This window comes from Rathayibacter sp. Leaf248, from assembly GCF_920939495.1.
Taxonomy (GTDB): Bacteria; Actinomycetota; Actinomycetes; order Actinomycetales; family Microbacteriaceae; genus Rathayibacter; species Rathayibacter caricis.
In genome coordinates, this window is sequence record NZ_CAKLAV010000001.1 from 1797108 (window position 1) to 1822789 (window position 25682).

Genomic DNA, 25682 nt, shown 5'->3' on the forward strand with positions numbered 1-25682 from the left:
TGCAGCCGTCGGGCGGCGGCACGCAGAGCGGCCTCTCCCTCGTTCCGAACCGGTCAGAGAGCCGGCGGGTCCTGGCCGGCGCCGGCAGAATCGTCCGACGGAACGCGCGGGGCGTCCGGCGTCGGCCGCAGCCCCGGCGGTCGGGTGATGACGCGGCGGCCGGTCGGAGTGGTCCAGTCGGTGGTGCCGTCGGGATGGAGGACATACGTCCAGCGATCACCGTGGCGGACGTGGTGATGCGCGGTGCAGAGCGAGGCGAGGTTGTGCGGCCCTGTCTCGCCGCCGAAGCGCCATTCGACGGTGTGATCGGCCTCGGCCGACGAGGCGGGCCGAGTGCAGCCGGGGAACCGGCAGGTCTCATCGCGCAGCTGCACGAAGAGCCGCATCCGCTCGGGCGGAAGCCGGTGCGTGCGCCCGACCGAGAGCACCACGCCGGTGTCCGGCTCGGTCACCACGCGCGTGAGTGTCGAGACGAGCAGCGCCCGAGCGGAGTCGGCGGGCACGGGGCCGTAGCCGTCGAGTTCGACCGGCGCGTCGTCGAGGCCGAGCGCGGTGCTCGCCGTGAGGGTGAGGCGCACGTGAGCGCGGATCCCCGGCACGTAGGCCGCCTCCCTGCTCTCGAGGTCGGTGCGGGGGATCGTTCCGACGAGATCTCCGTCGCAGACGAGGTCGGTGAGGGCGTCGGCTCGCAGCTGCGCGAGGGTCCGCTGGTCGCCGGGGGCCCCGTCGGGATCGGCGCCGTCGCGCAGCGTCCGGGCGATGCGGTCGAGCCGGCTGTACATCCCCAGCGCGGCTGTGGCGGGCAGATGAGCGCACAGCATCGCCATGCCGTCGGCCTCCGGGGCGATCCACACGGCCCGGTCCTCGCGCGCTCGAGCGTGACGCTTGGTCAGTGGCTCCGGGTGGAGTTCCTCGCGCAGGCGGGCGAGCGCGCGCCGCAGCTGAGTCGGGGTGATCGCCACGGCCAGGTCGGCGGCCTGCTCGTCGAAGGCGGGGCGGGACCCGACGGGCAGAGTCGCTGCGATCGCGCAGACGATCTGGCCCGCCTCCCAGCGCATCCGGGCCGCTGCGAGCGCCGCCCGGGTGAGCGGGAGATCCTCGATCAGGATCGCCGCGTGATCGAGCTCCCGCGCGACCGCCCGCTCGGATATCCCGAGGGCGACGGCGAGTTCGGCCCGGACGGATCTCGCAGCGAGGTCGCCGGAGCCGGGATCGGCGAGCCCACGGGCGAAGGACTCCGGCTGCGCCATCGCCGTCCGGTACCCCGCGTACAGCTCCTCCGCGGAGGCGAGCAGGATCGGGGACGCCGCGCGCGCCAGTTCGGCCGCCCGGTCGCCGCGGTCGCGCACCTCACCGAGCAGCGCCTCGTGCGCCGGGGTCTCTCCGTCCGATGTCATCTCCGCAGTGAAGCAGCGACCGGTGCTCCGCGCGTCCGGTCCTCCGAGATCGGTGGAGAGAGCTCGGATCGAGCGGATGGGGAGGAGCAGCCCCCGTCACGCGTACGCACGCGCCGCCTCCTCCAGGCACTCCCGGAACACCCGGACCGCCGGCGATGCCAGCCCCGCCTCGCGCTGCGCCGTGAAGATCGTGCGCCGGGGCGCGCCCGGCAGCTCGAGCAGGCGGCAGTCCGGCTCCCCGCCCGCCCACACCAGGTCGGGCATCAGCGCGACCGCGTTGCCGGAGGCGGCGAGGCGGATCTGCGCCTGCAGGTCGGCCGTCTCGAAGCGCACGTCGGGCTCGAAGAAGGCGACCCGGCACAGCTGCTCGGCGAAGTGGCGGCTCGCGGTGCCGCGCGGCTCCATCACCCAGGCCTCGTCGCGGGCGTCGGCGAGGCGCAGCACGGCGGAGTCGCGGCGCACCGCGAGCCGGATCGCGTCGCTCGTGAGGTCGGCCCGCACCAGACCCGGCAGCCAGGACGTCGAGTGGCCGGGGTACTGCTCGGCGACCACGAGGTCGAACTCGCGCGCCCACGTCTCGTGCAGGGCCCCCTCAGGTTCTCGCTGCACCATCTCGACCCGCACCTCGGGGAACCGCTCGGCCGCGAAGCGCAGCGCCCGAGGCATCAGCGCCAGGGCGGCCGACTGGAACACCGCGACGCGCACGCGTCCGGTGACCGACTCCCCCGACGCGGCGAGCGCCGCCTCCGCCCGCTCGAGCAGCGCGAGCACCTCCCCCGCCGCCTCGACGAGGATCTCGGCCTGCGGAGTGAGCTGCACCCGCCTCCCGACCTTGCGCAGGAGCTCCACGCCGGTCTCGCGCTCGAGCACGCTCAGCTGCTGCGAGACGGCGGACGGACTGTAGGCGAGGGCCTCGGCGGCGGCCGCGAGAGTGCCGCGGACGGCGACCTCGCGCAGCAGGACCAGGCGGCGGACGTCGAGCACGGGAGGCTCCTCCGATTCATCAGCTCAGCTGACCGGTACCGGTCACGAATCATCGCTTCTGCTCAACGGTACCGCGTCGAATACTGAGGGGAGACGCCGCTCCGACCGCGCGGCGCACGAGCCGAAGGACACGACCGTGACCGACCTCGCCGCACGCCCCGCCACGAGCGGAGCGACCACCTCGACCGCCCCCTCCCCCGACTCCGTCGCCCCGGCGCTCGTCGACGCGAGCGTCGCCCTCGTGCGCCGCTGGCTCCGCGAGGCCGCGGACATCCCGACCGACGCGTCCGGGGCGCAGCTCGCCGGCGTGCTGAAGGACCCCTCCGGGCTCGACTTCACCGTCGGCTTCGTCGACGGCGTCGTCCGCCCCGAGGACACCCGGGTCGCCGGCGCGGCGCTGCGCTCGATCGCGGGCGGCGTGCCCCGCTTCCTCCCCGCCCCGATGCGCGGCGCGGTCGCCCTGGGCGGAGTGATGGCCCCGATCCTGCCCGACGTGGTCGTGCCGATCGCCCGCCGAGTGCTGCGGAGGATGGTCGGCCACCTCATCATCGACGCGACCGACGCGAAGCTCGGCCCCGCGATCGCGAAGATCCGCCGCGAGGGCGTCCGTCTCAACATGAACCTGCTCGGCGAGGCCGTGCTCGGCCGCAAGGAGGCGCAGCGCCGCCTCGAGGGCACGCACCGCCTCCTCGCCCGCGACGACGTGGACTACGTGTCGATCAAGGTCTCGTCCACCGTCGCCCCGCACAACCCGTGGGCCTTCGACGCGGCGGTCGACGACATCGTCGACGAGCTCACTCCGCTGTTCGCCCGCGCCGCCGCCGCGACTCCGGCGAAGTTCGTCAACCTCGACATGGAGGAGTACAAGGACCTCGACCTCACGATCGCGGTCTTCACCCGCCTGCTCGACCGCCCCGAGTTCCACGACCTCGAGGCCGGCATCGTGCTGCAGGCCTACCTGCCCGACGCGCTGTCGGCGATGATCCGCCTGCAGGAGTGGAGCGCCGCGCGTCGCGCCCGCGGCGGGGCCGGCATCAAGGTGCGCGTGGTCAAGGGCGCGAACCTGCCGATGGAGCAGGTCGAGGCCTCGGTGCACGGCTGGCCGCTCGCGACCTGGAGCACGAAGCAGGACTCGGACACGAACTACAAGCGCGTGCTCGACTACGCGCTGCACCCCGAGCGCATCCGCAACGTGCGGGTCGGCGTCGCCGGCCACAACCTCTTCGACGTCGCCTACTCGTGGCTGCTCGCCGGGGAGCGCGGGGTCCGCGACGGCATCGAGTACGAGATGCTGCTGGGCATGGCGCAGGGCCAGGCCGAGGCGGTGCGCCGCACCGTGGGCTCGCTCCTGCTCTACACGCCGGTCGTCGCCCCGGCCGAGTTCGACGTCGCGATCGCGTACCTCATCCGCCGACTCGAGGAGGGCGCGTCGAGCGAGAACTTCATGTCGGCCGTCTTCGAGCTCGAGGCGCAGCCGGAGCTGTTCGCGCGGGAGGAGTCGCGGTTCCGCGCCTCCGTCGCCGCCCTCGACGGAGCCGTGCCGCCCGCCCACCGCGTCGCCGACCGCTTCGCAGCGAGCGGCCGACCGGGCTTCGGCGACTTCCGCAGCACGCCCGACACCGATCCCTCCGTCGCCGCGAACCGCGACTGGGCCGACGCGATCCTCGCGCGGGTCCCCTCCTCCCGGCTCGGCGTCGACAGCATCGAGGCCGCGACGCTCACCGCCCTCCCCGAACTGGAGTCGGCGCTCACCGCGACCCGCGACGCCGGCCTCGCCTGGGGCCGCGTCCCCGCCGACGAGCGCGCACGGATCCTGCACCGCGCGGGCGAGGAGCTCGAGGCCCGCCGTGCCGATCTGCTCGAGGTGATGGCGGCCGAGGCCGGCAAGACGATCGACCAGGGCGACCCGGAGGTGTCCGAGGCGATCGACTTCGCGCACTACTACGCCGAGCGCGCCCGCGAGCTCGACTCGGTCGACGGCGCCGAGTTCCACCCCGCGCACCTGACGCTCGTCGCACCGCCGTGGAACTTCCCGGTGGCGATCCCGGCCGGTGGCGTGCTCGCCGCCCTGGCCGCGGGGTCGGCCGTCGTGCTCAAGCCGGCCGGACCGACGGCGCGCTGCGGCGCGGTCGTCGCCGAGGCGCTCTGGGCCGCGGGGGTCCCCCGCGAGGCGCTGCTCCTGCTGCGGGTCCCGGAGGAGGAGCTCGGCGCGGATCTCGTCGCCTCGCCCGCCGTCGACCGCGTGATCCTCACCGGCGCCTACGAGACGGCCGAGCTGTTCCGCTCGTTCCGCCACGACCTCCCCTTGCTCGCCGAGACGAGCGGCAAGAACGCGATCATCGTCACTCCCTCGGCCGACCTCGACCTGGCGGTCAAGGACGTCGTGTCGAGCGCGTTCGGCCACGCCGGCCAGAAGTGCTCGGCCGCGTCGCTCGTCGTGCTCGTCGGCTCCGTCGCCCGCTCGAAGCGGTTCCGTGCGCAGCTGCTCGACGCGGTCGCCTCGCTGACCGTGGGCTACCCGACCGACCCGGCGACGCGGATGGGACCGGTCATCGAGCCCGCCGCGGGCAAGCTGCTGCGCGGGCTCACCGAGCTCGGCGCCGGAGAGAGCTGGCTGCTGCAGCCGCGGACGCTCGACGACTCCGGCCGCCTGTGGAGCCCGGGTGTCCGCGACGGCGTGCGCCGCGGGTCCGAGTACCACCGCACCGAGTACTTCGGACCGGTGCTCGGCATCATGACCGCGCCGACCCTCGAGGACGCGATCGCGATCGTGAACGAGGTCGACTACGGCCTGACCTCGGGGCTGCACGCGCTCGACCCGGTCGAGATCGGCACATGGCTCGAGAGCATCCAGGCGGGAAACCTGTACGTGAACCGCGGCATCACGGGCGCGATCGTCGAGCGCCAGCCGTTCGGCGGCTGGAAGAAGTCGGCGGTCGGGCCGGGCACGAAGGCGGGTGGACCGGTCTACCTGCTGGGGCTCGGCACATGGACGCCCCGTGCGTCGACCGCGACGGCGGAGGTGCCCGCCGCGGCGGCCGGGCTCGTCGCGGCGGCGCGGGCGGAGCTGTCGGCCGGTGAAGCGGGAGCCGTCGAGCGGACGGCGCGCAGCGCGGCCGAGGCGCTCGCGGAGCACGCGCCCCGCGACGTGACGGGGCTCGCGGCCGAGCGCAACGTGTTCCGGCGGCTCGCGTACGGCTCCCCCGTGCTGGTGCGCCTGGCCGAGGGTGAGCCGGTGGGCTCGCTCGTGCAGGTCGTCGCCGCGGCGGCGGGCGTCGGAGGGGCGGTGGTCGTGTCGAGCGCGACGTCACTGCCTCCGCAGGTCGCCGCCGCAACGGCTGCCGTCGCCGACGCGGTCGTGGAGGACGAGGCCGCGTGGTCGCGGCGGGTGCGGGCGTACGGAGCGGGCCGGGTGCGGCTGATCGGCGCACCGGCCTCCGACGTGACCTCGGTCACCGACGGCCGCCCCGACCTGGCGGTGTACGCCGGCGCCGTGACGGAGTCGGGTCGCCTCGAGCTCCTGCCGTTCGTCCGCGAGCAGGCCGTCTCGATCACCGCGCACCGCTTCGGCACGCCGGACCACCTGACGGACGCCCTGCTCTGACGCTCACCGCGAGATGCCGCTTCGGTACGCGACACGCCGGAGGCGGCGTACCGAAGAGGCATCTCGCGGAGACGGGCTCTAGAACAGCCCGCGCGGCGACTCCACCGAGGCGAGCACGCCGGGCGCCGCCACGACGGTCAGCTGTCCGACCTCCTCGGGGGTCAGCTCGGGCAGCCGCTGCGCGAGGTCGAGGAAGCGCTCGATCTCGCGCTCCTCGAGCACGTCGGCCGCGAGCGTGCGGAACTTCGACACGTACTGCTCGCGCGAGAACGGGTGGGCGCCGAGCGGGTGCGCATCCGCCACCGCGATCTCGTCGACGATCGTGGTGCCGTCGGTGAGCAGGATCTCGACGCGCGCGCCGAACGCCTTCTCGGCCGGGTCCTCGGAGTGGTAGCGGCGGGTCCACTCCGCGTCCTCCTCCGTCGTCGTGCGGCGCCAGAGCGCGATGGTGTCGGCCCGGGCCGCGCGCTCGGGGGCGTAGCTGCGCACGTGGTGCCAGGCTCCGTCCTGCAGCGCCACGGTGAAGATGTAGGGCACCGAGTGGTCGAGCGTCTCGCGCGACGCCTGCGGGTCGTACTTCTGCGGGTCGTTCGCGCCCGATCCGATCACGAAGTGGGTGTGGTGCGAGGTGTGGATCACGATGCGCTCGACGCGCTCGGGGTCGGCGGCCTCGGGGTGGGAGTGGTGCAGCCGGCGGGCGAGGTCGATCAGCGCCTGCGCCTGGTACTCGGCCGAGTGCTCCTTCGTGTACGTGTCGAGGATCGCGCGCTTGGCCTCGCCGCGGTCGGGCAGCGGCACGTCGTAGGAGGCGCCGGCGCCGTCGAGCAGCCAGGCGATCACGCCGTCCTCGCCCTCGTAGATCGGCGACGGGCTGGTCTCGCCGCGCATCGCCCGGTCGACGGCCTCGATCGCCATCTTCCCCGCGAAGGCCGGCGCGTACGCCTTCCAGGTCGAGATCTCGCCCTTGCGGGACTGCCGGGTCGCGGTGGTGGTGTGCAGCGCCTGGGCGATCGCCTGCTCGACGGTCGCCACGTCGAGCCCGAGCATCGTGCCCAGGCCCGCGGCGGCCGACGGGCCGAGGTGCGCCACGTGGTCGATCTTGTGCCGGTGCAGGCTGATCGCCTTGACGAGGTCGACCTGCACTTCGTAGGCGGTGACGATGCCGCGCACCAGCTGCGCGCCTCCAATGCCCGCGTGCTGGGCGACGGCGACCAGGGGCGGGATGTTGTCGCCCGGATGCGAGTACTCGGCCGCGAGGAAGGTGTCGTGGTAGTCGAGCTCTCGCACGGCGACTCCGTTGGCCCACGCCGCCCACTCGGGCGACACGCGACGGGAGAGGTCGGTGCCGACGACGACGGCGCCCTCTCCCCCGATCGAGGCGGGATGCGCGAGCGCCTGCGAGCGGGCGGCGACGACGGGGCGGCGCAGCAGCGAGGCGGTGGCGACGGCCGCGTTGTCGATGACGCGGTTGACGACCATCTCGGCGACCTCGTCGTCGACGGCGACCGGGTCGACGGCGATCTCGGCGAGCGCGTGGGCGAGTTGGCCGGCGCGCTCGAGGTTCTCGTCGCTGCGGTGGACGCGGACGTGGTGATCGTGCACGGGGGCTCCTTCGGCTCGTCCTCCCAGGCTAGGACCTGGTCTCGCGTGCTCGCGACGGCGACCTCCTCGCCGCCAGGTCCTAGCGAGGCCGCGATCCCGGCGCCGGGTCCTGGAGGATGGCGGCATGCCTCGCACGCGCGTCGCCGCCTTCGACTGCGGCACCAACTCCCTCCGCCTCCTGATCGCCGATGTGGACGGCGACCGCCTGACCGACGTGGTGCGCCGCACCGAGCTCGTCCGCCTCGGCCACGGCGTCGACCGCACCGGCCGCTTCGACCCCGCGGCGCTCGAGCGCACGCTGGCCGTCACGCGCGAGTACGCCGAGCTGGTCCGCGATGCCGGAGCGACGCGGCTGCGCTTCGCCGCGACCTCCGCCACCCGGGATGCGAGCGACCGCGAGGAGTTCCTCGACGCGGTCGAGCGGATCATCGGGGTGCGTCCCGAGACGATCACCGGCGAGGAGGAGGCCGCGCTCTCGTTCCGCGGCGCCACCGGAGTCGTCGAGACGGACCGGCCCGTGCTGGTCGTCGATCTCGGCGGCGGATCGACGGAGCTGGTCCTCGGCGACGAGGCACCCGAGCAGGCGCACTCGATGGACGTCGGCAGTGTCCGCCTGACCGAGCGCCACCGCCGGGCCGCGGCGCCGACCGACGAGGAGCGGGAGGCGATGCGGGCCGACGTCCACGCGGCGCTGGCCGCCTCCTCCGTCGACCTCTCGCGCGCCCGGAGCGTGGTCGGCGTCGCCGCGACGGTGCTGACCGTCACCGCGCACGCACTCCGGCTCCGCGCCTACGACCGCGAGGCGCTCGAGGCGGAGCTCCCCCTGGCCACCGTGCTCGCCGCCTGCGACGACCTGGCCCGCCTCTCCCCGGCCGACGCCGCAGCGCTGCCCTACCTGCGCGCGGGCCGCGAGGACGTCATCGCCGCCGGCGCGCTGATCTGGGGCGAGGTGCTGCGCGCCGCGAGCAGCGCCTCGCCCGGACTCGACTCCGTCACCTCGACCGCGCACGACCTCCTCGACGGCATGGTGCTCGGCCTCGGCGGGAGCACCGACCGAGCGGAGTAGCGTGGAGGGTTCCGCCCCGCCCACCGTGAGGAATCCCGCCATGACCGCTCCCGTCGTCGTCCACGTCGTCTTCACCCCCGCCGAGGGCGCCCGCGAGCGCATGATCGACGCCCTGCGCGCGGGCATCGCGGAGGTGCACGGCGAGCCGGGCTGCGAGCTCTACTCGATCCACGACGCGCCCGACGGCACCGTCGTGATGATCGAGAAGTGGACCAGCGCGGCCGAGCTCGACGCCCACGGCGCGGGCGAGCCCGTCGCGCGCCTCAACGCGTCGCTCGAGGGGCTGCTGCAGGAGCCGCCGCGCATCGTGCGCCTCGCTCCGATCCCCGCCGGCACGCCGGAGCAGGGCGCGCTCTGACCCTCGCCGTCGGCGGCCTTCCTCGTCAGCGGCCCCTCCGTCAGCGGGTCAGCTCGCTGCCGGAGTCGCGGGTCAGGCGCGCCGCAGCGACGAGCGGCACCAGGGTCAGCAGCGCGATCACCAGGAACGCGAACCGGTAGGGCACGAGGCCCGGGCCCAGCGCGGTCCCGACCGCGAGGGCTACGCCGCCCACCGCGACTCCGAAGCCCGCCGCGACCTGCTGCGTGGTCGCGCTCAGCGTGTTCGCGCCCGACATCCCCTCGGCCGGCACCTCGGCGAAGGTGACGGTGTTGTAGGCGGTGAAGCCCGCCGATCGGGCGACGCCGCTGAGCACCAGCAGGGCGACGACCGCGGCGATCGGCACCTCCGGGGTGAGGAACGCCATCGCCGCCATGCACGCGACTCCGATCGCGTTCGCGACGACGAGCACGGTCCGGAAGCCCAGGGTCCGCAGCAGCCACGTCGTCGCCGGCTTGATCGCGAGGTTGCCGACGAACAGGGCGAGCACGACCGAGCCCGCCTGCACCGGGCTCCAGCCGAACGCGTCCTGGAACAGCAGCGGCAGGAGGAACGGGACGGCGTTGATCGTCGCCCGGTACAGCGATCCGCTCGCGTTCGCCACCCGGAACGTCGGGAAGCGGAAGGCGTCGAGTCGGACGAGCGGATGCGGCGCACGGCGCAGGTGCCGCACGGCCACCGCCGTCACGGCCACGCCGGCGACGGCGAGCGTCAACGCCCGCGGGTCCGAGACGGACGCGGCGACCAGTCCCGAGGCGCCGACGAGCGCGCCGAGGCCGACGGCGACGAGCACCAGGCCGACGACGTCCAGGGGCGGCGGGGCCTGCTCGCGCCCGCCGGGCACGATGCGCAGCGCCAGGACGAACGCGACCGCCCCGAGCGGCAGGTTGATCAGGAAGATCCAGTGCCAGGACGCGTAGGTCGTCAGCAGTCCGCCGACGAACGGAGCGACGATCGGCGCCACGAGGCCCGGCCAGACCAGGATCGCGATGGCCTCGATGATGCGCTCGCGCGGCGTGACCCGCAGCACCGCGAGGCGGCCGACCGGCACCATGAGAGCTCCGCCGACGCCCTGGAGGACCCGCGCGGCGATCAGCACGGGCAGCGTCGGGCTGAGCGCGCAGAGCAGGGACGCGAGCGTGAAGGCGGCGATCGCCAGGGTGAACACGCGGCGCACGCCGAAGCGCTCGCTCAGCCAGCCCGAGGCCGGGATCAGCACCGCGACGGTGAGCAGGAACGCGGTCACGGTGATCGCGATCGCGGCGGAGTCGACGCCGAGGTCGGCCGCGATGGCGGGCGCCGCGGTGGTCACGATCGTCGCGTCGAGGTTCTCCATGAAGAAGCAGCCGGCGACGAGGAGCGCGAGGGCGCGGTTGCGGCGGGGATCCAGGGGGTGCCTCCTCGGGGGCGGACGGGCGGGCGAACGGGCGGTGAATGCGTGAGCGGGACGAGCGGGCGGGAGCGGTGTCCGCGACTCCGGTACCGTCGAGCGCATGAGCGACGCTGCCGAGACCAGGACCATTCAACTCCGACGCTACGAGCTGGTGGACGGGGTGATCGACGAGTTCCTCGCCTGGTTCCGGGCGAGGATCGTGCCGGCGCGCGAGGCGCTGGGATTCCGGATCGAGTTCGCCTACGCCGACCGCGAGGTGAACGAGTTCGTCTGGGCGGTCAGCACGCCGGGTGACGCGGAGTCGTTCCTCGCGATCGAGAAGACCTACATGGACTCCCCGGAGCGGGCGGCCGCGTTCGCGGGCGAGCCGAAGCGGGTCGCCGTGCACCACGTGCGGCTCGTCGAGCGCATCGTCTGACCCCGCCGCGGGCCCGCGGTCAGCTGCGGGTCCGCCGGATCGCGGCCGCCGCGGCGCGCAGCACGAGCGACCCGACGGCCACCGAGGCGAGGGTGCCGATCGTCCGCGACACCAGGTGCTTCGGGGTGTCGACGCCCTCGCGGTCGCGGGGCGAGGGCAGGGCCCGGGGCTCGAGCACCCGTCCGCCCGCGCCCGCCTCGGCCATGTGCGCGAGGCGCTGCAGCGCCTCGATGTTGCGCAGCCAGAGGAACGAGTGCAGGAGCGGCTTCGGGATGAGCGTGCCGGGGCCCTTCACGGCCGTCTCGTGCATGCGCACGCGGCAGCCGCTCTTGTGCGGCTCCACCTCGATCCGGACCCGCGCCTCGCCCATCGGCCAGCCGGCCGCCTGGATGATGAAGCGGTGCGGCGGATCCCACTCGAGGACGGTGGTGCGGTCGTCGATGACGAGCGGCCAGAGCCCGAACGAGTGGTGCAGCTGCGATCCGACGTGCGGGAAGTCCTCGTCCACCTTCCGCATCCGCGAGGCGCCGACCACCCACGAGGGGAACAGCCATCCGGAGGAGAGGGCCGCGAAGACGGACTCGGGCGGGCAGTGGAAGACGCGGGTGTTGCGGGACATCGCGGGCTCCTTCGGAAGGCGGTCGGTGCTCGGGAGCGGGGTCGCCCCTCCCCTCAGGGTGCCAGATCGGGCGCGCGGGTGATCCCGAACTCGTGCCGCAGGGCGCTGCGGGCGGCGTGCCAGCCGGCCATGCCGTGCACTCCCGGGCCGGGCGGAGTCGACGACGAGCAGAGGTACAGGCCCTTCGCGGGCGTCCGCCACGGGTCGGGCGAGGGCACCGGTCGCGACAGCAGCTGGACGACGCTCGCCGCTCCCGCCGCGATGTCGCCGCCCAGGTAGTTCGGGTTGTACTGCTCCATGTCGCGGGCTGTCATCGACGAGACCCCGATCACGCGGTCGCGGAAGCCCGGAGCGAAGCGCTCGATCTGCGCGGTGATCGCCTCCTGCTGGTGCAGCGGGGAGTAGCGCGGCACGTGCGTGTAGGCCCACAGCACGTGCTTGCCCTCGGGCGCTCGGCCGGGATCGGCGATCGAGGGCTGCGCGACCAGCACGTAGGGGTTCTCGCTGTGGCGTCCGCGGGCGACGTCGCGCTCGGCTCCGGCGATCTCGGCCCGGGTGCCTCCGACGTGGAGGGTGCCGGCGCGGCGGAGCTCGGGGTGCGACCAGGGCACCGGTCCGTCGAGCGCGAAGTCGACCTTGGCGACGCCGTTGCCGTAGCGGAACGCGCGGAGGGCCTTCGCGTAGGCGCGCGGCAGCCGGTCGCCGGCGAGCGCGAGCAGCGCCTTCGGAGTGAGGTCGACGAGCACGGCCCGGGCGCGGGGCAGCTGCGCCAGCGAGGTGACCTCGACCCCCGTCTCGATGGTGCCGCCGTGGGCGAGGAGGTCGTCGGCGAGGGCGTCGACGATCGACTGGCTGCCGCCGATCGGCACCGGCCAGCCGCGGGCGTGCGCGTAGGTCCCGAGGGCGAGAGCGGCGGCGGCGGTCGACGGGCTCGGCATCGGGCGGATGGAGTGCGCCGCGACTCCGGTGAGCATCGCGGGGGCGACGTCCTCGGCGAAGCGCAGGTTCCAGAACGGCGAGCCCTGCTCGAGGACCCGGAGCCCGAACCGCACGAGCACGCTCGGATCGGTCGGCACGCGCAGCAGTGGGTCGTTCGTGAAGCCCGAGACGCGGTCCGCGCGCTCGGACAGCGGGCCCATGAGCGCGCGCCACGCGGCTCCGTCGCGCCCGAGGGCCTGGGCCGTGCGGTCGAGATCGCGGTAGGCGATGCCGGCCCGGCCGCCGTCGAGCGGATGCGCGTACGAGATGTCGGGCACCCGCAGGTCGATCCGCTCGTCGAGCCGGAAGCGCCGGAAGAACTCGGACGCGAGCGCCATCGGGTGCACGGCCGAGCAGACGTCGTGGTGGAAGCCCGGCAGCGTGAGCTCCGCCGTCCGCGCACCGCCGCCGATCCGCTCGTTGCGCTCGAGCACCGCGACCGACAGCCCCGCCCGCGCGAGGACGACCGCCGCGGCGAGGCCGTTGGGCCCCGCCCCGACGACGACGGCATCGACGTCGGCCACGGTCACTTCCTCCGCAGGGCCGCGACGACGCCGACGACTCCGGCCGCCGCGGCGACCGCCGCTCCGGCGTAGCTCGCCGCGCGGTGCCGGATCATCCAGATCTGCGGAGTCATCGTGTGGGCCTTGTCGCTGAAGAGGCCGCGGGCGCCGTGGTCGCCGGGCACGGGCTCGTAGACGTTGTTCGGGAGCATCGGCGCCTTCTTGTCGGGCGCCTGCTGGCCGTCGAAGGCGCTGCGCGCGAGGTACCAGTCCATGAACGCGCCGGCGAAGCGATCTCCCAGGATCGTGCCCGCCGTCGGCTCGCCGACCCAGGTGCGACGGCGCGGCTTGTCGGCCACGTCGGCGATCGCGATGGCGCCCACCTCGGGCTCGTAGATCGGCGGGACGGGCTGCGGGTGGTGCGGCAGCTGCGACTTCACCCAGTTGAACTGGATGGTGTTCAGCGCCGGCATGTCGACCTCGGAGAGCCGGATGCGGCTCTTGGAGTGAAGGAGCTCGGCGGTGACCGCCTCGGTGAAGCCGCGGGCTCCGAACTTCGAGGCGCAGTACGCCGCCTGGAGCGGGATGCCGCGGTGCGCGAGCGCCGAGCCGACCTGGATCACGTGGCCGCGGCCGCGCGGGATCATCCGCGAGAGCGCGGCCCGGGTGCCGTTGACGAAGCCGAAGAAGTTGACCGCCACCGCGCGCTCGAAGTCGGCGGGCTCGGTCGAGAGGAACTCGCCGAACACTCCGACCATCGCGTCGTTGACCCACAGCTCGATCGGGCCGAGCTCGGCCTCCACCCGGTCGGCCGCGGCCTCGACGGCCTCGCGATCGGCGACGTCGGTCGGCACTCCGAGACCGCGTCGGCCCGCCTGCTCGATCTCGGCGACCGTGGCCGCGAGCCCGTCCGCTCCGCGCGCGAGCACGGCGACGTCCCATCCGCGCTTCGCGAGCTCGCGCACCGTGGCGCGGCCGAGCCCGGCGGTGCCTCCGGTGACGACGGCGACTCCGCGGCTCATGCGCGGGCCTCGCGCTCGGGAACGACGGGGAGGGGGATCTGCATCATGGTTCGGGCTCCTTCGTGAGGGCGCGGTCTGCGTGTCCTGCGCGTTCCACGGTAGGCGGGTCGGCGCGGCGGCGCGCGGGCTTGCGCGTGCACCGGGGAGCGTCCGGAGGATCGACGCCTGGGGAGGACGGCAGGCTTCCCAGCCGTCCAGGAGGCATCCAGCGAGCGTCCAGAACAGGAGTCGACACTGTCGCCTGCCGTCTCTCCCGACGGCCGGACGACCGGATCGACGCATGAACGCACTCCTCGGGCTGAGCCTCTCCTCCGGGCCCCTCGTCGTGACCGTCTACGCGGTCGCGGCCCTCGCCTTCGCCGCGCTCGTCGTCGCGTACGCCCGCTCGCGCCCGGAGGGACGCGTCCGGCGCGCGGCGGTCGTCGCGGCCGTACTCCTCGTCGGCGTCGTGGGCGGGGCCTCGCTCGCCGCCCTGCTCGACGGCGCGGACGGCCCCCTCGGCGTCGACCTGACTCCCGTCACGCGGCTCTGGACCGGGCTCGCGCTCGGCGGCCTCGGCGTCGCGCTCGTCGTCCTGGTGCACGCCCTCCGACACCGGCGCGTGCGACGCGCGCTCGCGTCCGTCGGGGTCGCCGTGCTCGTCGTCGCCACCGCCGCGATGACCGTCAACCTCGACTTCGGCCAGTACCCGACGCTGCGCAGCGCCCTCGGACTCAGCGCCTACCCCGTGGTCGGGGCGCTCCCCGCCGTCGCCGACGGCAGCCGCACCCCGTTCTCCGACTGGACCGCGCCCGCCGGCATGCCGGCCGTCGGCACGGTGCAGTCGATCCCGATCCCGGCCACCGTCTCGGGCTTCCGCGCCCGTGACGCCGTGGTCTACCTCCCGCCGGCCGCCCTCACGGCGGACCCGCCGCTGCTGCCCGTGATGGTGATGCTGTCCGGTCAGCCGGGCTCCCCCTCCGACCCGCTGTCGACCGAGAAGCTGCAGCAGGCGCTCGACGCCTACGCGGCGGGCCATGCGGGGCTCGCGCCCATCGTCGTCTCGCCCGATCAGCTCGGCGACCCGACCGCGAACCCGATGTGCGTCGACTCGCCGCTGGGGAACTCCGCGACCTACCTCACGGTCGACGTCCCGGCCTGGATCCGCGCGCACCTGCCCGTCCTGCCGGATCCGGCCGACTGGGCGATCGGCGGGCTGTCGCAGGGCGGCACCTGCGCGATCCAGCTCGGCGCCGCGCATCCCGAGCTCTTCGGCGGCATCATCGACGCCTCGGGCGAGCTGGCACCGAGCCTGGGCGACGAGGCGACGACGATCCGCGAGGGCTTCGGAGGCAGCGCGAGCGCCTACGAGGCGGCGAAGCCTGCGAGCATCCTCGCCGCGCACGCCCCCTACTCCGACACGGTCGCGGTGTTCGGAGTGGGTGCCGACGACACCGCGTTCCGCGCCGGGGTGCAGACGCTGCACGCCGCCGCCACGGCCGCCGGCATGCGGACCACCTACCTCGAGGTGCCCGACAGCGCGCACGACGCGACCGCCTGGTCGGCCGTCTTCGACGAGGGCCTGCGGGTCCTCACGGCGCGCTGGGAGCTCGTGCCGGCGTCCTGACTCCGGGGTCGGCTCCGAGTGGTGTCCTCAGGCGTCAGCTCCGAGCGGCCGCCTCGGCGGCCTCGACCGCCGCCGCGACCCCGTCTCGCCACGGAGCCCCGTGCCCGGGCAGCACCCACGCGGCACCGGTCGGCAGGAGGAGGCGGAGCGACGCGAGCGCCTGCTCCGGATCGTCGGTGAACGGAGCGGGCTGCGGGCCCGAGCGACCGGTGAGCACGTGGCGCGTCGTCAGGCCGTCGCCCACGAAGACGGCGTCGACCGCCGGCACGTGCACGGCGACGCTGCCCGCGGAGTGGCCGGGCAGTCCGATGATGCGCGGCGAGCCGGGCAGCTCGAGCACGTCGCCGTCGGCGACCTCGACCACCTCGGTCAGCGGAGGGACGCGGAGTCCGCCCTTGCGCGCGAAGTAGGCGAGGAACCCCGCCATGGCACCGAGCCGCATCGACTGCTTCCCGTTCGCGGGCTTCTTCCCGCCCTTCGCCCGCTCGGCGTCGGCGGCGTGCACGAAGACGGGCACCCCGTGCTCGCGGCGCAGGCGCTCGGCGAAGCCGATGTGGTCGGAGTCGCCGTGGGTGAGGACGACGCCCTTCACGTCCTCGATCGGACGGCCGAGCTCGGCGAGCGCGGCGAGCAGATCGGACCAGTGGCCGGGGAGCCCGGCGTCGATCAGGGTGACGCCCTCGGGGGTCGCGACCAGGTAGGAGGCGACGACGTCGGAGCCGAGGCGGTGGAGCGAAGGGGTGAGTTCCATGATGGCTACGCTACTTAGCCATCATGGCTACTGTCAATAGCTATGCTGGAGGCATGCCCACTCCGGACCGCACCACCCACGACGCGATCGTCGCCGCCGCCGCCGCACTGCTCGAGGAGGAGGGACTCGCCGGCGTCACCATGCAGGCCGTCGCCCAGCGGGTGGGCGTGCGTGCCCCCTCCCTCTACAAGCGCGTCGAGAGCCGCGAGGCGCTGATCCGCTCGGTGGCCGAGGCGACGCTGCGCGACTACGCCCAGCGGCTCGGCGCCGAGGACGACCCCGCGCGCATCGCGGCCGAGCTCCGCCGCTCCGGCCGCGAACGGCCCGCCGCGTTCCAGCTCGTGATGACCCCGGCGGCCGGGACGCCCGTGGCGGCGCAGGAGTACCGGGTCGCGGCGAGCGCCTCCCTCCTCCGGGCGGCCGAGGAGCTCGCCGGTGCCGAGCACGCGCTCGAGGCCGCCCGGACCCTCACGGCCTGGGCGACGGGCTTCATCAGCATGGAGATCAACGGCGCGTTCACTCTCGGCGGCGACGTGGACGACGCCTGGGAGTTCGGCCTCGAGAACCTGCTGGCCGCCCTCGGGCGCGGCAGGACCTGAGCCGAGTCCCTCCGGCCGACGTCACGGACGCCGCGTCGACCACAGCGCCCAGGCCACCAGCACCGGCTGGAAGAGCAGCCGCACCGCGCGCTTGCGGTCGGTGTCGAGGCCGAACGCGCTGGTCTTCGTGAGGTACTGCGAGACGTTGCCCGGGAAGATCGCGGTGAAGAAGGCGGCGGCCGCGTTCCCCACGAGCGGCGCGGTGCGGCGGGAGAGGACGAGTGCCGCTCCCAGGCCGATCTCGACGACGCCCGACGCCAGCACGACCGTGTCCTTGTCCAGCGGCACCCACTCCGGCACCTGCGCCTGGAACTCCTCGCGCGCGCGGGTGAGATGGCTCACCCCGGCGAAGACGAGGGCGGAGCCGAGCAGCAGCTTGGCCCCGGTGCGGGCGACGGACAGGGCGGAGACGCGTGACATCCCTCCATCGTGCCGCGCCGGGGCGGCGGGAGGCGCCTCCGGCCGCCTCCTCCGCACGGACGTGCACCACGGCCCGCCCGCAGAGCGGTGCGCCGACGCTCCACCCCGTGCCTTCGCACGCTCGATCCCGGATCCAATCGGAGACGACGGGCAGCCCCCTATGCTCGGCAGATGACCGGCCCGCGTCCCCGTCCCCGGCGCCGTCGATGGCCGGTCCTCCTCGCCGTCCTGGCGGCGGTCCTCGTGTACGCGACAGTCGTGCTGACGTACGCGGGCGGCATCCGGGACTCGAGCGAGGGCTGCGAGACGGTCATCGCGGGCGCCGACCCGGTCACCGTGAAGCTCCAGCCGGCGGAGGTGGACGCGGCCCGCCAGCGGCTCGAGTTCCAGATGACGCTGGTGCCCTCGAAGGGCCTGACCTCCTCCGACGGGTACACGGCCGAGGAGACGATCAGCCTGGTGACCTTCCCGGTCGACGGGCCGAGCGTCCTGACCTTCCCTGCGGGCGAGGTGCTCGACAGCTCCGTGCAGTCGGACTTCGCCGAGGGGACCGTCGAGGAGTGGCCCTTCGACAGCTACCGGGCCGACCTGACGACGTTCGCCTTCCTCGGCGAGGACGATCATGACGACCACGAGCACACCGCGGTGCCCACTCGGGTCTGCATCGACGACTCCGTGCCGGGGTGGCACTTGAACACCGTGACGGCCGCGCAGCCCGGCGACAGCGTCCCCACCGCCGACGGCGATGAAGCGCTGACCTCGGTCATCATCACCGCGACCCGCTCGGCGAGCACGGTCGCGTTCGGGATCGTGCTGCTCGGGATGATGGCGGTCACCCCGGTGCTCGTCCTGTTCGTCGCCATCAGCGCCTACACCGGCCGCCGCAGGGTGGAGGCGACCCTCACCAGCTGGATCGGCGCCATGCTCTTCGCGGTCATCCCGCTGCGGAACTTCCTCCCCGGTTCGCCGCCGGTCGGCTCGTGGATCGACTACCTCGTCGTGCTGTGGGTGATCGCCGGGCTCGTCACCGGACTCGCCATCTACATCGCGGCGTGGAACCGCTGGGGCCATCGCGCGATCCCCCGGCAGCCGGCTCCCGCCCGGTCGGACGAGCTCTAGCCGTATCCGACGACAGGCGGCCCGCGCGCCCCGTGTCGGAGGCCCGCCCTACTGTGAGGGAGTGACAGATCGCATCCTCGTCCTCACCACCGGCGGCACGATCGACAAGGAGTACTCGCTCGCGGGCGAGCTCGTGATCGGCGCGCCGACCATCCCGCGCCTGCTCGAGCCCGTGCTCTCGACGCTCGAGTTCCGGGTGGAGGAGGTGCTCGCGAAGGACAGCCTCGACCTCGACGACGAGGACCGCGCCCTCATCCGGCAGCGGGTCCTCGAGGCGGAGGAGGACCGCATCGTCCTCACGCACGGCACCGACACCATGACCGCCACGGCCGAGGCGATCGGGACCGTCCGCGACCGCGTGGTGGTGCTGACCGGAGCGATGCAGCCGGCGCGGATGCGCGACAGCGACGCGTCGTTCAACCTCGGCGCCGCAGTGGCCGCTGTGCAGCTGCTGCCGCCGGGCGTCTACGTCGCGATGAGCGGCCGGGTCCTGCCCGCCGGAGCGGTCGTGAAGGACCGCGCGGCCGGCGTCTTCCTGCCGGCCTGAGCTGCCGACCTGCGGCTCGTCAGTCCGCGGTCGCCCGCGTGCACTCGGCGCAGAGGCCGAACACGTCGACGACGTGGTGCGCATCCGTGAAGCCGTGCTGGCCCGCGACGGAGCGCGCCCAGGTCTCGACCTCGTCGGCCGCGATCTCCACGGTCAGCCCGCAGCGCCGGCAGATCAGGTGGTGGTGGTGCGTGCCCGGAGTGCAGGCCCGGTAGAGGCTCTCGCCGTCGGGCGACTGCAGCGAGTCCGCCTCGCCCTCGACCGCGAGGTCGGCGAGCGCGCGGTACACCGTCGCCAGGCCGATCGGCGAGCCCGACGCGTGCAGCGCGCTGTGCAGCCCCTGCGCGCTGACGAAGTCGTCGCGCCCGGTCAGCGCCTCGCGCACCGCTTCCCTCTGCCACGTGTTCCGCTTGACCACCGGACCACCTTCCCGTCTCACGACCCGGGCCACGCTATACCCCCGCCCCGGCGAGCGCCGGTGAGCGGCGACGCCGGACTCCCCGCCGCCCGGCGATCCGGCAGACGACGTAGATCGTGAACGAGATCGTCGTCACGTACGGGCTGATCGGCACCGAGCCGCCCAGCGCCAGCAGGATCCCGCCGACCAGCGACCCGACCGCGAAGAGCGTGCTCAGCAGCGGCACGATCACCGGCGACGCCGAGATCCGCAGGGCGGCGGCGGCGGGTGTCACCAGGATCGCGAGCACCAGGAGCGAGCCCACGACCTGCACCGACACGGCCACGGCCAGACCCAGCAGCAGCATGAAGACGATCGAGAGCGCTCGGGTCGGCACTCCGCGGGCCGCCGCCACGTCGGCGTCCACGCTGGCGAAGGTCAGCGGGCGCCAGATCAGCGCGAGGCCGATCACGACGACGACCGAGATCGCGATGAGCCAGCCGAGCTGGGGGTCGTCGACCGCGACGATCTGCCCCGTGAGCAGGCCGAACTTGTTCGCGCTGCGCCCCGGATAGAGGGCGAGGCAGAGGATCCCGATGCCCAGGCCGAACGGCATGAGCACGGCGATGATCGAATTGCGATCGCGGGCCCGGGAGCCGAGCAGGCCGATCAGCAGCGCCGCGACGAGCGAGCCGACGATCGAACCCTGCACCACGCCGATCCCGAGCAGCAGGCCCGCGGAGGCGCCCGCGAAGGACAGCTCGCTGATGCCGTGCACCGCGAAGGCCATGTCCCGCGACATCACGAAGACGCCGATCAGCCCGCCGACCACGCCGAGGACGGCGCCGGCGATGACCGAGTTCCGCAGCAGCGCCAGCAGACCTCCGTAGTCCGAGAAGTCGAAGATCTGCGACCAGACGTAGTCCATCAGGCGCGCTCCTCCGGGGTGTCGTGGCGGTGCTCGCGCCGGCGCTCGGGCTCGTGCCGGTGCTCCGATCCGTGCCGGTGCTCCGCCTCGTGCTCGTGCACGTGCGAGTGGTCGGGGGCGCCGACCACGATGATCCGGCCGCGGGCGCGGATCACGTCGACGGGCGCGTCGTACAGATCACTCAGGACCTCCGAGCGCAGCACCTCGTCGGGCGTGCCGATGCGGAACCGGCCGCCGGCGAGGTACAGCACGCGGTCGACCATCCGCAGCACCGGATTCACGTCGTGCGTCACGAAGAGGACGCCGAGGTCGCGCTCGCGCCGGTGCCGGTCGATCAGCTCGCTGACCGCGCGCTGGTGCGCGAGGTCGAGGGCGATCAGAGGCTCGTCGCAGAGCAGGAGCGCCGGGTCGCCCGCGAGGGCCTGGCCGACGCGGACGCGCTGCTGCTCGCCTCCGGACAGGCTGCCGAGCGGGGCGTCGGCGTAGTCGGTCGCCCCGACGGCGGCGAGCAGGGCGTCGACCTGCTCGCGGCGGGCGCGAGAAGGCAGCGGCAATCCGAAGCGGTGGCCGTCGATCCCGAGCCCGATCAGGTCGCGGGCGCGCAGCGGAGTGCCGTCGTCGGCGAGCTTCTGCTGGGGGATGTAGCCGATGCGGCGGTTGCCGCGGTGCACGGGGGCGCCGAGCGCCTGCAGCTCGCCCGTGCTCAACGGCTGCTGGCCCAGGACCGCCTTCAGCAGGCTGGTCTTGCCCGAGCCGTTCGCGCCGAGCACGGCGACGAACTCGCCCGCCTGCACGTCGAGGTCGACTCCGCCCCACAGCTCGCGGGAGCCGAAGCGGAGGCCCGCGCCGCGCATCCGCAGCACGGCCGGAGACGCCGGAAGGCCCGCCTCCGGGGAGGCGGGCCGATCGATCGGGGACGGAGGCGTCACGACGAGAGCGCCCCCTCGACGGCGTCGAGGTTCGCGGTCATCCAACCGACGTAATCGTCGCCGTCGGGCAGGGTCTCGGTGACGGCGACCTCGGGGATCCCGGCCGACTTCGCCGCCTCGAGCACCGCCTCGGTCTGCGCGTCGGAGGTCTGCGCGTTGTAGACGAGGGCGTCGACGGCGCCGTCCGAGAACAGGGCGAGCGTCTCCTGCAGCAGGGTGGCGGGCACGTCGGTGCCCTCCTCGATCGCCTCGCTGAACTCCTCCAGAGTCGCGTCGACGAGGCCGAGCGCCTCGGTCATGTACAGCGGCACCGGCTCGGTGATGGCGATGGAGCGGCCCTCGAGGGTGCCCTTGAGCTCCTGCTCGCGCTCGATCAGCGCGTCGAGGTCGGCGGCGAGCGCCTCGGCGTTGGCGGAGTAGGTCGACGCGTTGTCGGGGTCGATGCTCGAGAGCTCGTCGGCGATCCCGGTCGCGACGTCGCGGGCGACGGCGAGGTCGTACCAGACGTGCTCGTTGTAGGCGGCGTGATCGTGGCCGTCCTCGTCCGAGTGACCCTCCTCCTCGGCGCCCTCCTCGTCGGAGTGCTCCTCCTCGTGCGCGTGCTCGTCCTCGAGACCGGCGACGACGGTCGCCGTGACGACGGGCGCCTCGGAGCCGGACGCGTCGATCATCGTGTCGATGAAGGGGTCGTAGCCGCCGCCGTTCTCGATCACGAGCTGCGCGTCCGAGACGGCGAGCTGGTCGCGCGCCGTGGCCTCGTACTCGTGCGGGTCCTTCTCCGGGCTGTCGATGATGCTCGTGACCTCGACGAGGTCACCGCCGACGCTCTGCGCGAGGTCGCCGTACACGTTCGTCGACGCGACGATCGAGACGAGGCCGGAGTCGTCGCTCGCCGAGCCGGAGCCGGAGCAGGCCGAGAGGGCGAGGGCCGCGGCGCCGACGAGGGCGGCAGCGGAGAGGGTGCGGGTGCGGGTCGTCACGGAGAGCCAATCTGAGTCCGGAGTCGGACGGTCGGGGTGACTTCACGGTAGCGACTATTGATAACGATTGTCAAAATCGGCAGCGCATCGATTCATCACGGCCGCTCCACTGCCCGCGACGACACCCGGAGTCACACGCCGTCACCGCCCGACGCACGCGGTGCATCCGCCGCGCCCGGCTGCGAGAGTCGCCGCACCGTTCGAGAGAGGACCACCGTGAGCACCGCATCCGCCCCCACGCCCACCGGCACCACCACCCCGCCCACCGGCCACGAGCCCGCCGCGCGCGCCACCGCGCTGGGCGACCCGCTCACCGACCGCTGGTCCGGCGCCCCGCGCCCCGCCTCCCCTGCGGAGTGGATCGCCCGCGCCGACGAGGTCGCCTCGGTCCTCGCCGTCGACGCCCTCGAGCGCGATCGGGCCGGCGCCGCGCCGTTCACCGAGGTCGCCCTGCTCAAGAACGCCGGACTCGTCACCCTGCTCGGACCGCGCGAGCACGGCGGCGGCGGCCAGGAGTGGACCACCGCGCTGCGCGTGATCCGCACTGTCGCGCGCGCCGACGGCTCGATCGGCCAGCTGCTCGGCTACCACTACCTCTGGGCGTGGGCGGCTCGACTCGTCGGCACCCCTGAGCAGATCGCGGCCGTCGAGCAGCTCGCCACCGAGGGGAACCTGCTCTACGGCGGCGCCGTGAACCCGCGCGACTCCGACCTCTCGATCCGCGAGGAGGGCGACGAGCTCGTGTTCTCGGGCCGCAAGTCGTTCTCGACCGGAGGCGTCGTCAGCGACCTGACGGTGCTCGAGGGGATCCTCGAGGGCACGGACACGCACGTCTTCGCGATCGTCCCGACCGCGCAGGACGGCATCGTCTTCGGCCGCGACTGGGACAGCCTCGGCCAGCGGCTCACGGAGTCGGGCTCGGTCGAGATCCGCGACGTGCGCGTGCCGTGGGCAGCGGCCGCCGGCTTCGTCGACCGCGAGTTCCAGCCGCTCGTCTACAACTCGCTGAACGTGCCGACGATCCAGCAGGTGTTCGCCGAGTTCTACCTCGGCATCGCGCAGGGCGCCCTCGAGCACGCCGCGCGCTACACGCGAGAGCGCACCCGCGCCTGGCCGTTCGGCGGAGACGACAAGGAGCGCGCGACCGACGAGTGGTACCTCCTCGAGGGCTACGGCGATCTGCAGGCGAAGCTGTGGGCGGCCGAAGCGCTGATCGACGCGACCGGAGCCGAGCTGTCGGCCGTGCTGCACGCCCCGCGCGAGGAGCTCACTCCCCGCCGCCGCGGAGAGATCGCCGTGCGCATCGCCGCGGCCAAGGCCCGCATCGTCGAGGACGGACTCGAGACGGCGACCCGCGTCTTCGAGCTGACCGGCGCCCGCGCGAGCGCGAACTCGGTCGGACTCGACATCTACTGGAGGAACCTCCGCACCCACTCGCTGCACGATCCGATCGCGTACAAGCGACGCGAGGTGGGCGTCTTCGCCCTGCTGGGCGACGTGCCCGAGACCTCCTGGTACACCTGATCGCCGTCGGCCCCGGTTCCGACGGGCCGGGGCCGGCTCAGATCAGGCCGTGACGGAGGAACGCCGTCCGCACGCCGTCCTCGTGCACCGACGTCGTCACGTCGTCGGCGATCGCGAGGACGTCGTCGGTGGCGTTGCCCATCGCGATCCCGAGCCCGGCGGCGGTGATCATCTCGACGTCGTTCGAGCTGTCCCCGATCGCCACGGTGTCCTCGACCGCCCGCCCCAGCCGCTCGGCGAGCGCGAGGAGCGCCGCGCCCTTGTCGACGCCGGGCAGGCTCACCTCGCCGCCGGCGTGACCGAGGTACGGGATGGTGCCGTTGACCACGTGGAATCGCTCGCCCAGGCCGTCGCGCACCACCGCGAACGTGTCGTCGTGGTCGCCGAAGAACGTCGCCTTCGCGATCCCCTCGGTCGGCACCGGGCCGCGCGGCGTCTCGACGACCGGCTCCACCGCCTCGCCCCGCCGGGCGTGCAGCTCGGCGACCCGCGCCGCGAGCCCGCCGCTCGTGAACACGGCGTCGTGCGCCTGCAGCGTGTACTCGATCCGGTGCGCCTCGAAGAAGTCGACGATCTCGCGCACCGCGTCCGCCGGCATCGTGCTCCGCGAGACGAGCTCGCCGTCGAGCTCGACGAACCCACCGGCGGCCGAGACCACTCCGTCGAAGCCGAGGGCGAGCACCTTCTGCGGGATCTCGGGACGCGAGCGGCCGGTCGCGAGCAGCACCAGATGCCCGTTGCGGCGGGCGCCCGCCACGGCCTCGGCGGCCGAGGGCGCGACGACGCCGCCGTCCATCAGCGTGCCGTCGATGTCGAGCAGGATCAGGCGGGAGCGGGTCACCCGCGGAGCCTACCGAGCCCGGAAGAACGCCCGGCTGGAGCCGCGGATCTCGATACGGCCGCTCCGCGGCCTACTCGATCAGCAGGCAGGTCCGCCCCCCTCTGCGGCCTACTCGATCAGCAGGCAGGTCCGCCCCCCTCTGCGGCCTACTCGATCAGCAGGCAGGTCCGCCCCCCTCTGCGGCCTACTCGATCAGCAGGCAGGTCCGCCCCCTCTGCGGCCTACTCGATCAGCAGGCAGGTCCGCCCCCTCTGCTGGTCGAGTAGCCCCGCAGGGGCGTATCGAGACCCACCACCACCCGACACCGCGGATCTCGATACGCCCGCTCCGCGGCCTACTCGATCAGCAGGCAGGTCCGCCCCCCTCCGCGGCCTACTCGATCAGCAGGGCTGGTCGCCCTGCACAGCCGGGCAGCTCGCTCCCCCGTCACCCGAGCACCCGCGGCGCGCGGTACTCCCACTCCCGGTCCTCGTCGCCGATGGCCCGCAGCACGCACGCCGGCACTCCTCCGACGACGACCAGAGGAGGCACGCTCGCCGCCACCACCGCCCCCGCGGCCACGACGGAGCCCGCGCCGACCACGACGCCCGGCAGCAGGATCGCGCCCGCCCCGATCCACACGTCGTCCTCGATCACGACCGGCGCCGAGAACTGCGTGCCGTCGCGGCGCAGCTCCGGGTGGACCGGGTGCCCGGTCGTGCTGATGGTGACGTTCGGAGCGATCATCACTCGGTCGCCGATCACCACCTCGACGTCGTCGACGAGCGTCAGACCGAAGTTCACGTAGACGTTCTCGCCCAGCCGCACCCGGTTGCCGTAGGCGACGTGCAGCGGAGGCTCGACCCAGACGCCCTCGCCGACCGACTCGAACAGCTCGTGCAGCAGCCGGCGCCGCTCCCCCGCCTCGCGCGGCCCGGTCGCGTTGTACGCGTGCGCGAGCTCCTTGCCGCGGATCCGCTCCTCCTCGAGCGCCGCGAGCCCCTCGCCCGCATCGGTGTACAGCTCGTGGGCGTCCATCCGCCGGCGGACCTCGTGCTCGCGCGCGTCCATCGCGCCCCCTCTCGTCGAGTCTCCAGCGT

Annotated in this window: 24 protein-coding genes; 9 read left to right on the forward strand and 15 right to left on the reverse strand. The window is 73.7% G+C overall.

What is annotated here, in order from left to right; translation table 11 throughout:
* Positions 1-53: 53 nt before the first annotated feature.
* Both LRG51_RS08860 and LRG51_RS08865 read right to left on the reverse strand, forming a co-directional pair.
* A complete protein-coding gene (locus LRG51_RS08860) occupies positions 54-1397 on the reverse strand; it encodes an HNH endonuclease signature motif containing protein (protein ID WP_230672262.1) in 1344 nt (447 codons plus the stop codon).
* 96 nt (positions 1398-1493) lie between these two features.
* The gene (locus LRG51_RS08865; RefSeq protein ID WP_230672264.1) at positions 1494-2381 is read right to left on the reverse strand and encodes a LysR substrate-binding domain-containing protein; all 888 of its coding nucleotides are present in this window, start codon (positions 2379-2381) and stop codon (positions 1494-1496) included.
* A 136-nt stretch (positions 2382-2517) separates the two neighbouring features.
* Here LRG51_RS08865 and LRG51_RS08870 point away from each other — a divergent pair, with 136 nt between their 5' ends.
* Entirely contained in the window at positions 2518-5985 is a 3468-nt protein-coding gene (locus LRG51_RS08870; protein WP_230672266.1) for a bifunctional proline dehydrogenase/L-glutamate gamma-semialdehyde dehydrogenase, read from the forward strand.
* Between the two features lie 78 nt (positions 5986-6063).
* Here LRG51_RS08870 and LRG51_RS08875 read toward each other — a convergent pair whose 3' ends face one another.
* On the reverse strand, positions 6064-7587 hold the full coding sequence (locus tag LRG51_RS08875) for an MmgE/PrpD family protein (protein ID WP_230672268.1): 1524 nt from the start codon (positions 7585-7587) through the stop codon (positions 6064-6066).
* A gap of 124 nt (positions 7588-7711) precedes the next feature.
* On the opposite strand from LRG51_RS08875, the gene LRG51_RS08880 reads away from it, so the two are divergent.
* Positions 7712-8653, forward strand: a complete 942-nt coding sequence (locus LRG51_RS08880) for a Ppx/GppA phosphatase family protein (protein ID WP_230672270.1) — start codon at positions 7712-7714, stop codon at positions 8651-8653.
* Positions 8654-8693: 40 nt separating this feature from the next.
* Entirely contained in the window at positions 8694-9011 is a 318-nt protein-coding gene (locus LRG51_RS08885; RefSeq protein WP_230672272.1) for a putative quinol monooxygenase, read from the forward strand.
* Between the two features lie 40 nt (positions 9012-9051).
* On the opposite strand, the gene LRG51_RS08890 is transcribed toward LRG51_RS08885, so the two are convergent.
* The gene (locus tag LRG51_RS08890) at positions 9052-10365 is read right to left on the reverse strand and encodes an MFS transporter (protein WP_230672273.1); all 1314 of its coding nucleotides are present in this window, start codon (positions 10363-10365) and stop codon (positions 9052-9054) included.
* A 157-nt stretch (positions 10366-10522) separates the two neighbouring features.
* Here LRG51_RS08890 and LRG51_RS08895 point away from each other — a divergent pair, with 157 nt between their 5' ends.
* The gene (locus tag LRG51_RS08895) at positions 10523-10840 is read left to right on the forward strand and encodes a hypothetical protein (protein ID WP_055786080.1); all 318 of its coding nucleotides are present in this window, start codon (positions 10523-10525) and stop codon (positions 10838-10840) included.
* Between the two features lie 19 nt (positions 10841-10859).
* Here the strand turns inward: LRG51_RS08895 and LRG51_RS08900 are convergent, their stop codons facing one another.
* Genes LRG51_RS08900 through LRG51_RS08910 form a run of 3 tightly spaced genes read right to left on the reverse strand, consistent with a single transcriptional unit; the run spans position 10860 to position 13962 of the window.
* Entirely contained in the window at positions 10860-11459 is a 600-nt protein-coding gene (locus LRG51_RS08900; protein WP_230672275.1) for an SRPBCC family protein, read from the reverse strand.
* A gap of 53 nt (positions 11460-11512) precedes the next feature.
* Entirely contained in the window at positions 11513-12961 is a 1449-nt protein-coding gene (locus tag LRG51_RS08905) for a phytoene desaturase family protein (protein ID WP_230672277.1), read from the reverse strand.
* Between the two features lie 2 nt (positions 12962-12963).
* Complete coding sequence (locus tag LRG51_RS08910; RefSeq protein WP_230672279.1) at positions 12964-13962, reverse strand: SDR family oxidoreductase; 999 nt, start codon at positions 13960-13962, stop codon at positions 12964-12966.
* 280 nt (positions 13963-14242) lie between these two features.
* Here LRG51_RS08910 and LRG51_RS08915 point away from each other — a divergent pair, with 280 nt between their 5' ends.
* The gene (locus tag LRG51_RS08915; protein WP_230672281.1) at positions 14243-15568 is read left to right on the forward strand and encodes an alpha/beta hydrolase; all 1326 of its coding nucleotides are present in this window, start codon (positions 14243-14245) and stop codon (positions 15566-15568) included.
* A gap of 34 nt (positions 15569-15602) precedes the next feature.
* Here LRG51_RS08915 and LRG51_RS08920 read toward each other — a convergent pair whose 3' ends face one another.
* Positions 15603-16319, reverse strand: a complete 717-nt coding sequence (locus tag LRG51_RS08920) for an MBL fold metallo-hydrolase (protein ID WP_230672283.1) — start codon at positions 16317-16319, stop codon at positions 15603-15605.
* Positions 16320-16372: 53 nt separating this feature from the next.
* Between LRG51_RS08920 and LRG51_RS08925 the strand changes: the two genes are divergently transcribed.
* Positions 16373-16918, forward strand: a complete 546-nt coding sequence (locus tag LRG51_RS08925) for a TetR-like C-terminal domain-containing protein (RefSeq protein WP_230672285.1) — start codon at positions 16373-16375, stop codon at positions 16916-16918.
* 21 nt (positions 16919-16939) lie between these two features.
* Here the strand turns inward: LRG51_RS08925 and LRG51_RS08930 are convergent, their stop codons facing one another.
* Positions 16940-17338 carry a DoxX family protein gene (locus LRG51_RS08930; protein WP_055786051.1) on the reverse strand — a complete coding sequence of 133 codons (399 nt, stop codon included), beginning with the start codon at positions 17336-17338 and terminating at the stop codon, positions 16940-16942.
* A 171-nt stretch (positions 17339-17509) separates the two neighbouring features.
* Here LRG51_RS08930 and LRG51_RS08935 point away from each other — a divergent pair, with 171 nt between their 5' ends.
* Entirely contained in the window at positions 17510-18457 is a 948-nt protein-coding gene (locus tag LRG51_RS08935) for a DUF4436 family protein (RefSeq protein ID WP_230672286.1), read from the forward strand.
* Between the two features lie 61 nt (positions 18458-18518).
* A complete protein-coding gene (locus LRG51_RS08940) occupies positions 18519-19004 on the forward strand; it encodes an asparaginase domain-containing protein (protein WP_230672287.1) in 486 nt (161 codons plus the stop codon).
* Between the two features lie 19 nt (positions 19005-19023).
* On the opposite strand, the gene LRG51_RS08945 is transcribed toward LRG51_RS08940, so the two are convergent.
* The 4 genes from LRG51_RS08945 to LRG51_RS08960 form a co-directional block, all read right to left on the reverse strand.
* On the reverse strand, positions 19024-19422 hold the full coding sequence (locus LRG51_RS08945; protein WP_055786018.1) for a Fur family transcriptional regulator: 399 nt from the start codon (positions 19420-19422) through the stop codon (positions 19024-19026).
* 34 nt (positions 19423-19456) lie between these two features.
* Entirely contained in the window at positions 19457-20329 is an 873-nt protein-coding gene (locus LRG51_RS08950) for a metal ABC transporter permease (RefSeq protein ID WP_230672289.1), read from the reverse strand.
* On the reverse strand, positions 20329-21183 hold the full coding sequence (locus LRG51_RS08955) for a metal ABC transporter ATP-binding protein (protein ID WP_230673111.1): 855 nt from the start codon (positions 21181-21183) through the stop codon (positions 20329-20331). The genes LRG51_RS08950 and LRG51_RS08955 overlap by 1 nt, the downstream gene beginning before the upstream one ends.
* A gap of 71 nt (positions 21184-21254) precedes the next feature.
* Entirely contained in the window at positions 21255-22238 is a 984-nt protein-coding gene (locus tag LRG51_RS08960) for a metal ABC transporter solute-binding protein, Zn/Mn family (protein WP_230672291.1), read from the reverse strand.
* Positions 22239-22454: 216 nt separating this feature from the next.
* On the opposite strand from LRG51_RS08960, the gene LRG51_RS08965 reads away from it, so the two are divergent.
* Positions 22455-23762 carry an acyl-CoA dehydrogenase family protein gene (locus LRG51_RS08965; protein WP_230672293.1) on the forward strand — a complete coding sequence of 436 codons (1308 nt, stop codon included), beginning with the start codon at positions 22455-22457 and terminating at the stop codon, positions 23760-23762.
* Between the two features lie 37 nt (positions 23763-23799).
* Here LRG51_RS08965 and LRG51_RS08970 read toward each other — a convergent pair whose 3' ends face one another.
* Positions 23800-24603 (reverse strand): HAD family hydrolase, encoded by an 804-nt coding sequence (locus tag LRG51_RS08970; RefSeq protein WP_230672295.1) that lies wholly within the window; start codon positions 24601-24603, stop codon positions 23800-23802.
* 426 nt (positions 24604-25029) lie between these two features.
* The gene (locus LRG51_RS08975) at positions 25030-25653 is read right to left on the reverse strand and encodes a sugar O-acetyltransferase (protein WP_230672297.1); all 624 of its coding nucleotides are present in this window, start codon (positions 25651-25653) and stop codon (positions 25030-25032) included.
* Positions 25654-25682: the final 29 nt, after the last annotated feature.

Bases quoted from the DNA above. Each gene is read 5' to 3' on its own strand.
- LRG51_RS08860 (WP_230672262.1), bottom strand. From the start codon at position 1,397: ATGACATCGGACGGAGAGACCCCGGCGCACGAGGCGCTGCTCGGTGAG.
- LRG51_RS08880 (WP_230672270.1), top strand. From the start codon at position 7,712: ATGCCTCGCACGCGCGTCGCCGCCTTCGACTGCGGCACCAACTCCCTC.
- LRG51_RS08885 (WP_230672272.1), top strand. From the start codon at position 8,694: ATGACCGCTCCCGTCGTCGTCCACGTCGTCTTCACCCCCGCCGAGGGC.
- LRG51_RS08890 (WP_230672273.1), bottom strand. From the start codon at position 10,365: ATGGAGAACCTCGACGCGACGATCGTGACCACCGCGGCGCCCGCCATC.
- LRG51_RS08895 (WP_055786080.1), top strand. From the start codon at position 10,523: ATGAGCGACGCTGCCGAGACCAGGACCATTCAACTCCGACGCTACGAG.
- LRG51_RS08900 (WP_230672275.1), bottom strand. From the start codon at position 11,459: ATGTCCCGCAACACCCGCGTCTTCCACTGCCCGCCCGAGTCCGTCTTC.
- LRG51_RS08910 (WP_230672279.1), bottom strand. From the start codon at position 13,962: ATGAGCCGCGGAGTCGCCGTCGTCACCGGAGGCACCGCCGGGCTCGGC.
- LRG51_RS08915 (WP_230672281.1), top strand. From the start codon at position 14,243: ATGAACGCACTCCTCGGGCTGAGCCTCTCCTCCGGGCCCCTCGTCGTG.
- LRG51_RS08920 (WP_230672283.1), bottom strand. From the start codon at position 16,319: ATGGAACTCACCCCTTCGCTCCACCGCCTCGGCTCCGACGTCGTCGCC.
- LRG51_RS08925 (WP_230672285.1), top strand. From the start codon at position 16,373: ATGCCCACTCCGGACCGCACCACCCACGACGCGATCGTCGCCGCCGCC.
- LRG51_RS08930 (WP_055786051.1), bottom strand. From the start codon at position 17,338: ATGTCACGCGTCTCCGCCCTGTCCGTCGCCCGCACCGGGGCCAAGCTG.
- LRG51_RS08935 (WP_230672286.1), top strand. From the start codon at position 17,510: ATGACCGGCCCGCGTCCCCGTCCCCGGCGCCGTCGATGGCCGGTCCTC.
- LRG51_RS08950 (WP_230672289.1), bottom strand. From the start codon at position 20,329: ATGGACTACGTCTGGTCGCAGATCTTCGACTTCTCGGACTACGGAGGT.
- LRG51_RS08955 (WP_230673111.1), bottom strand. From the start codon at position 21,183: ATGCGCGGCGCGGGCCTCCGCTTCGGCTCCCGCGAGCTGTGGGGCGGA.
- LRG51_RS08975 (WP_230672297.1), bottom strand. From the start codon at position 25,653: ATGGACGCGCGCGAGCACGAGGTCCGCCGGCGGATGGACGCCCACGAG.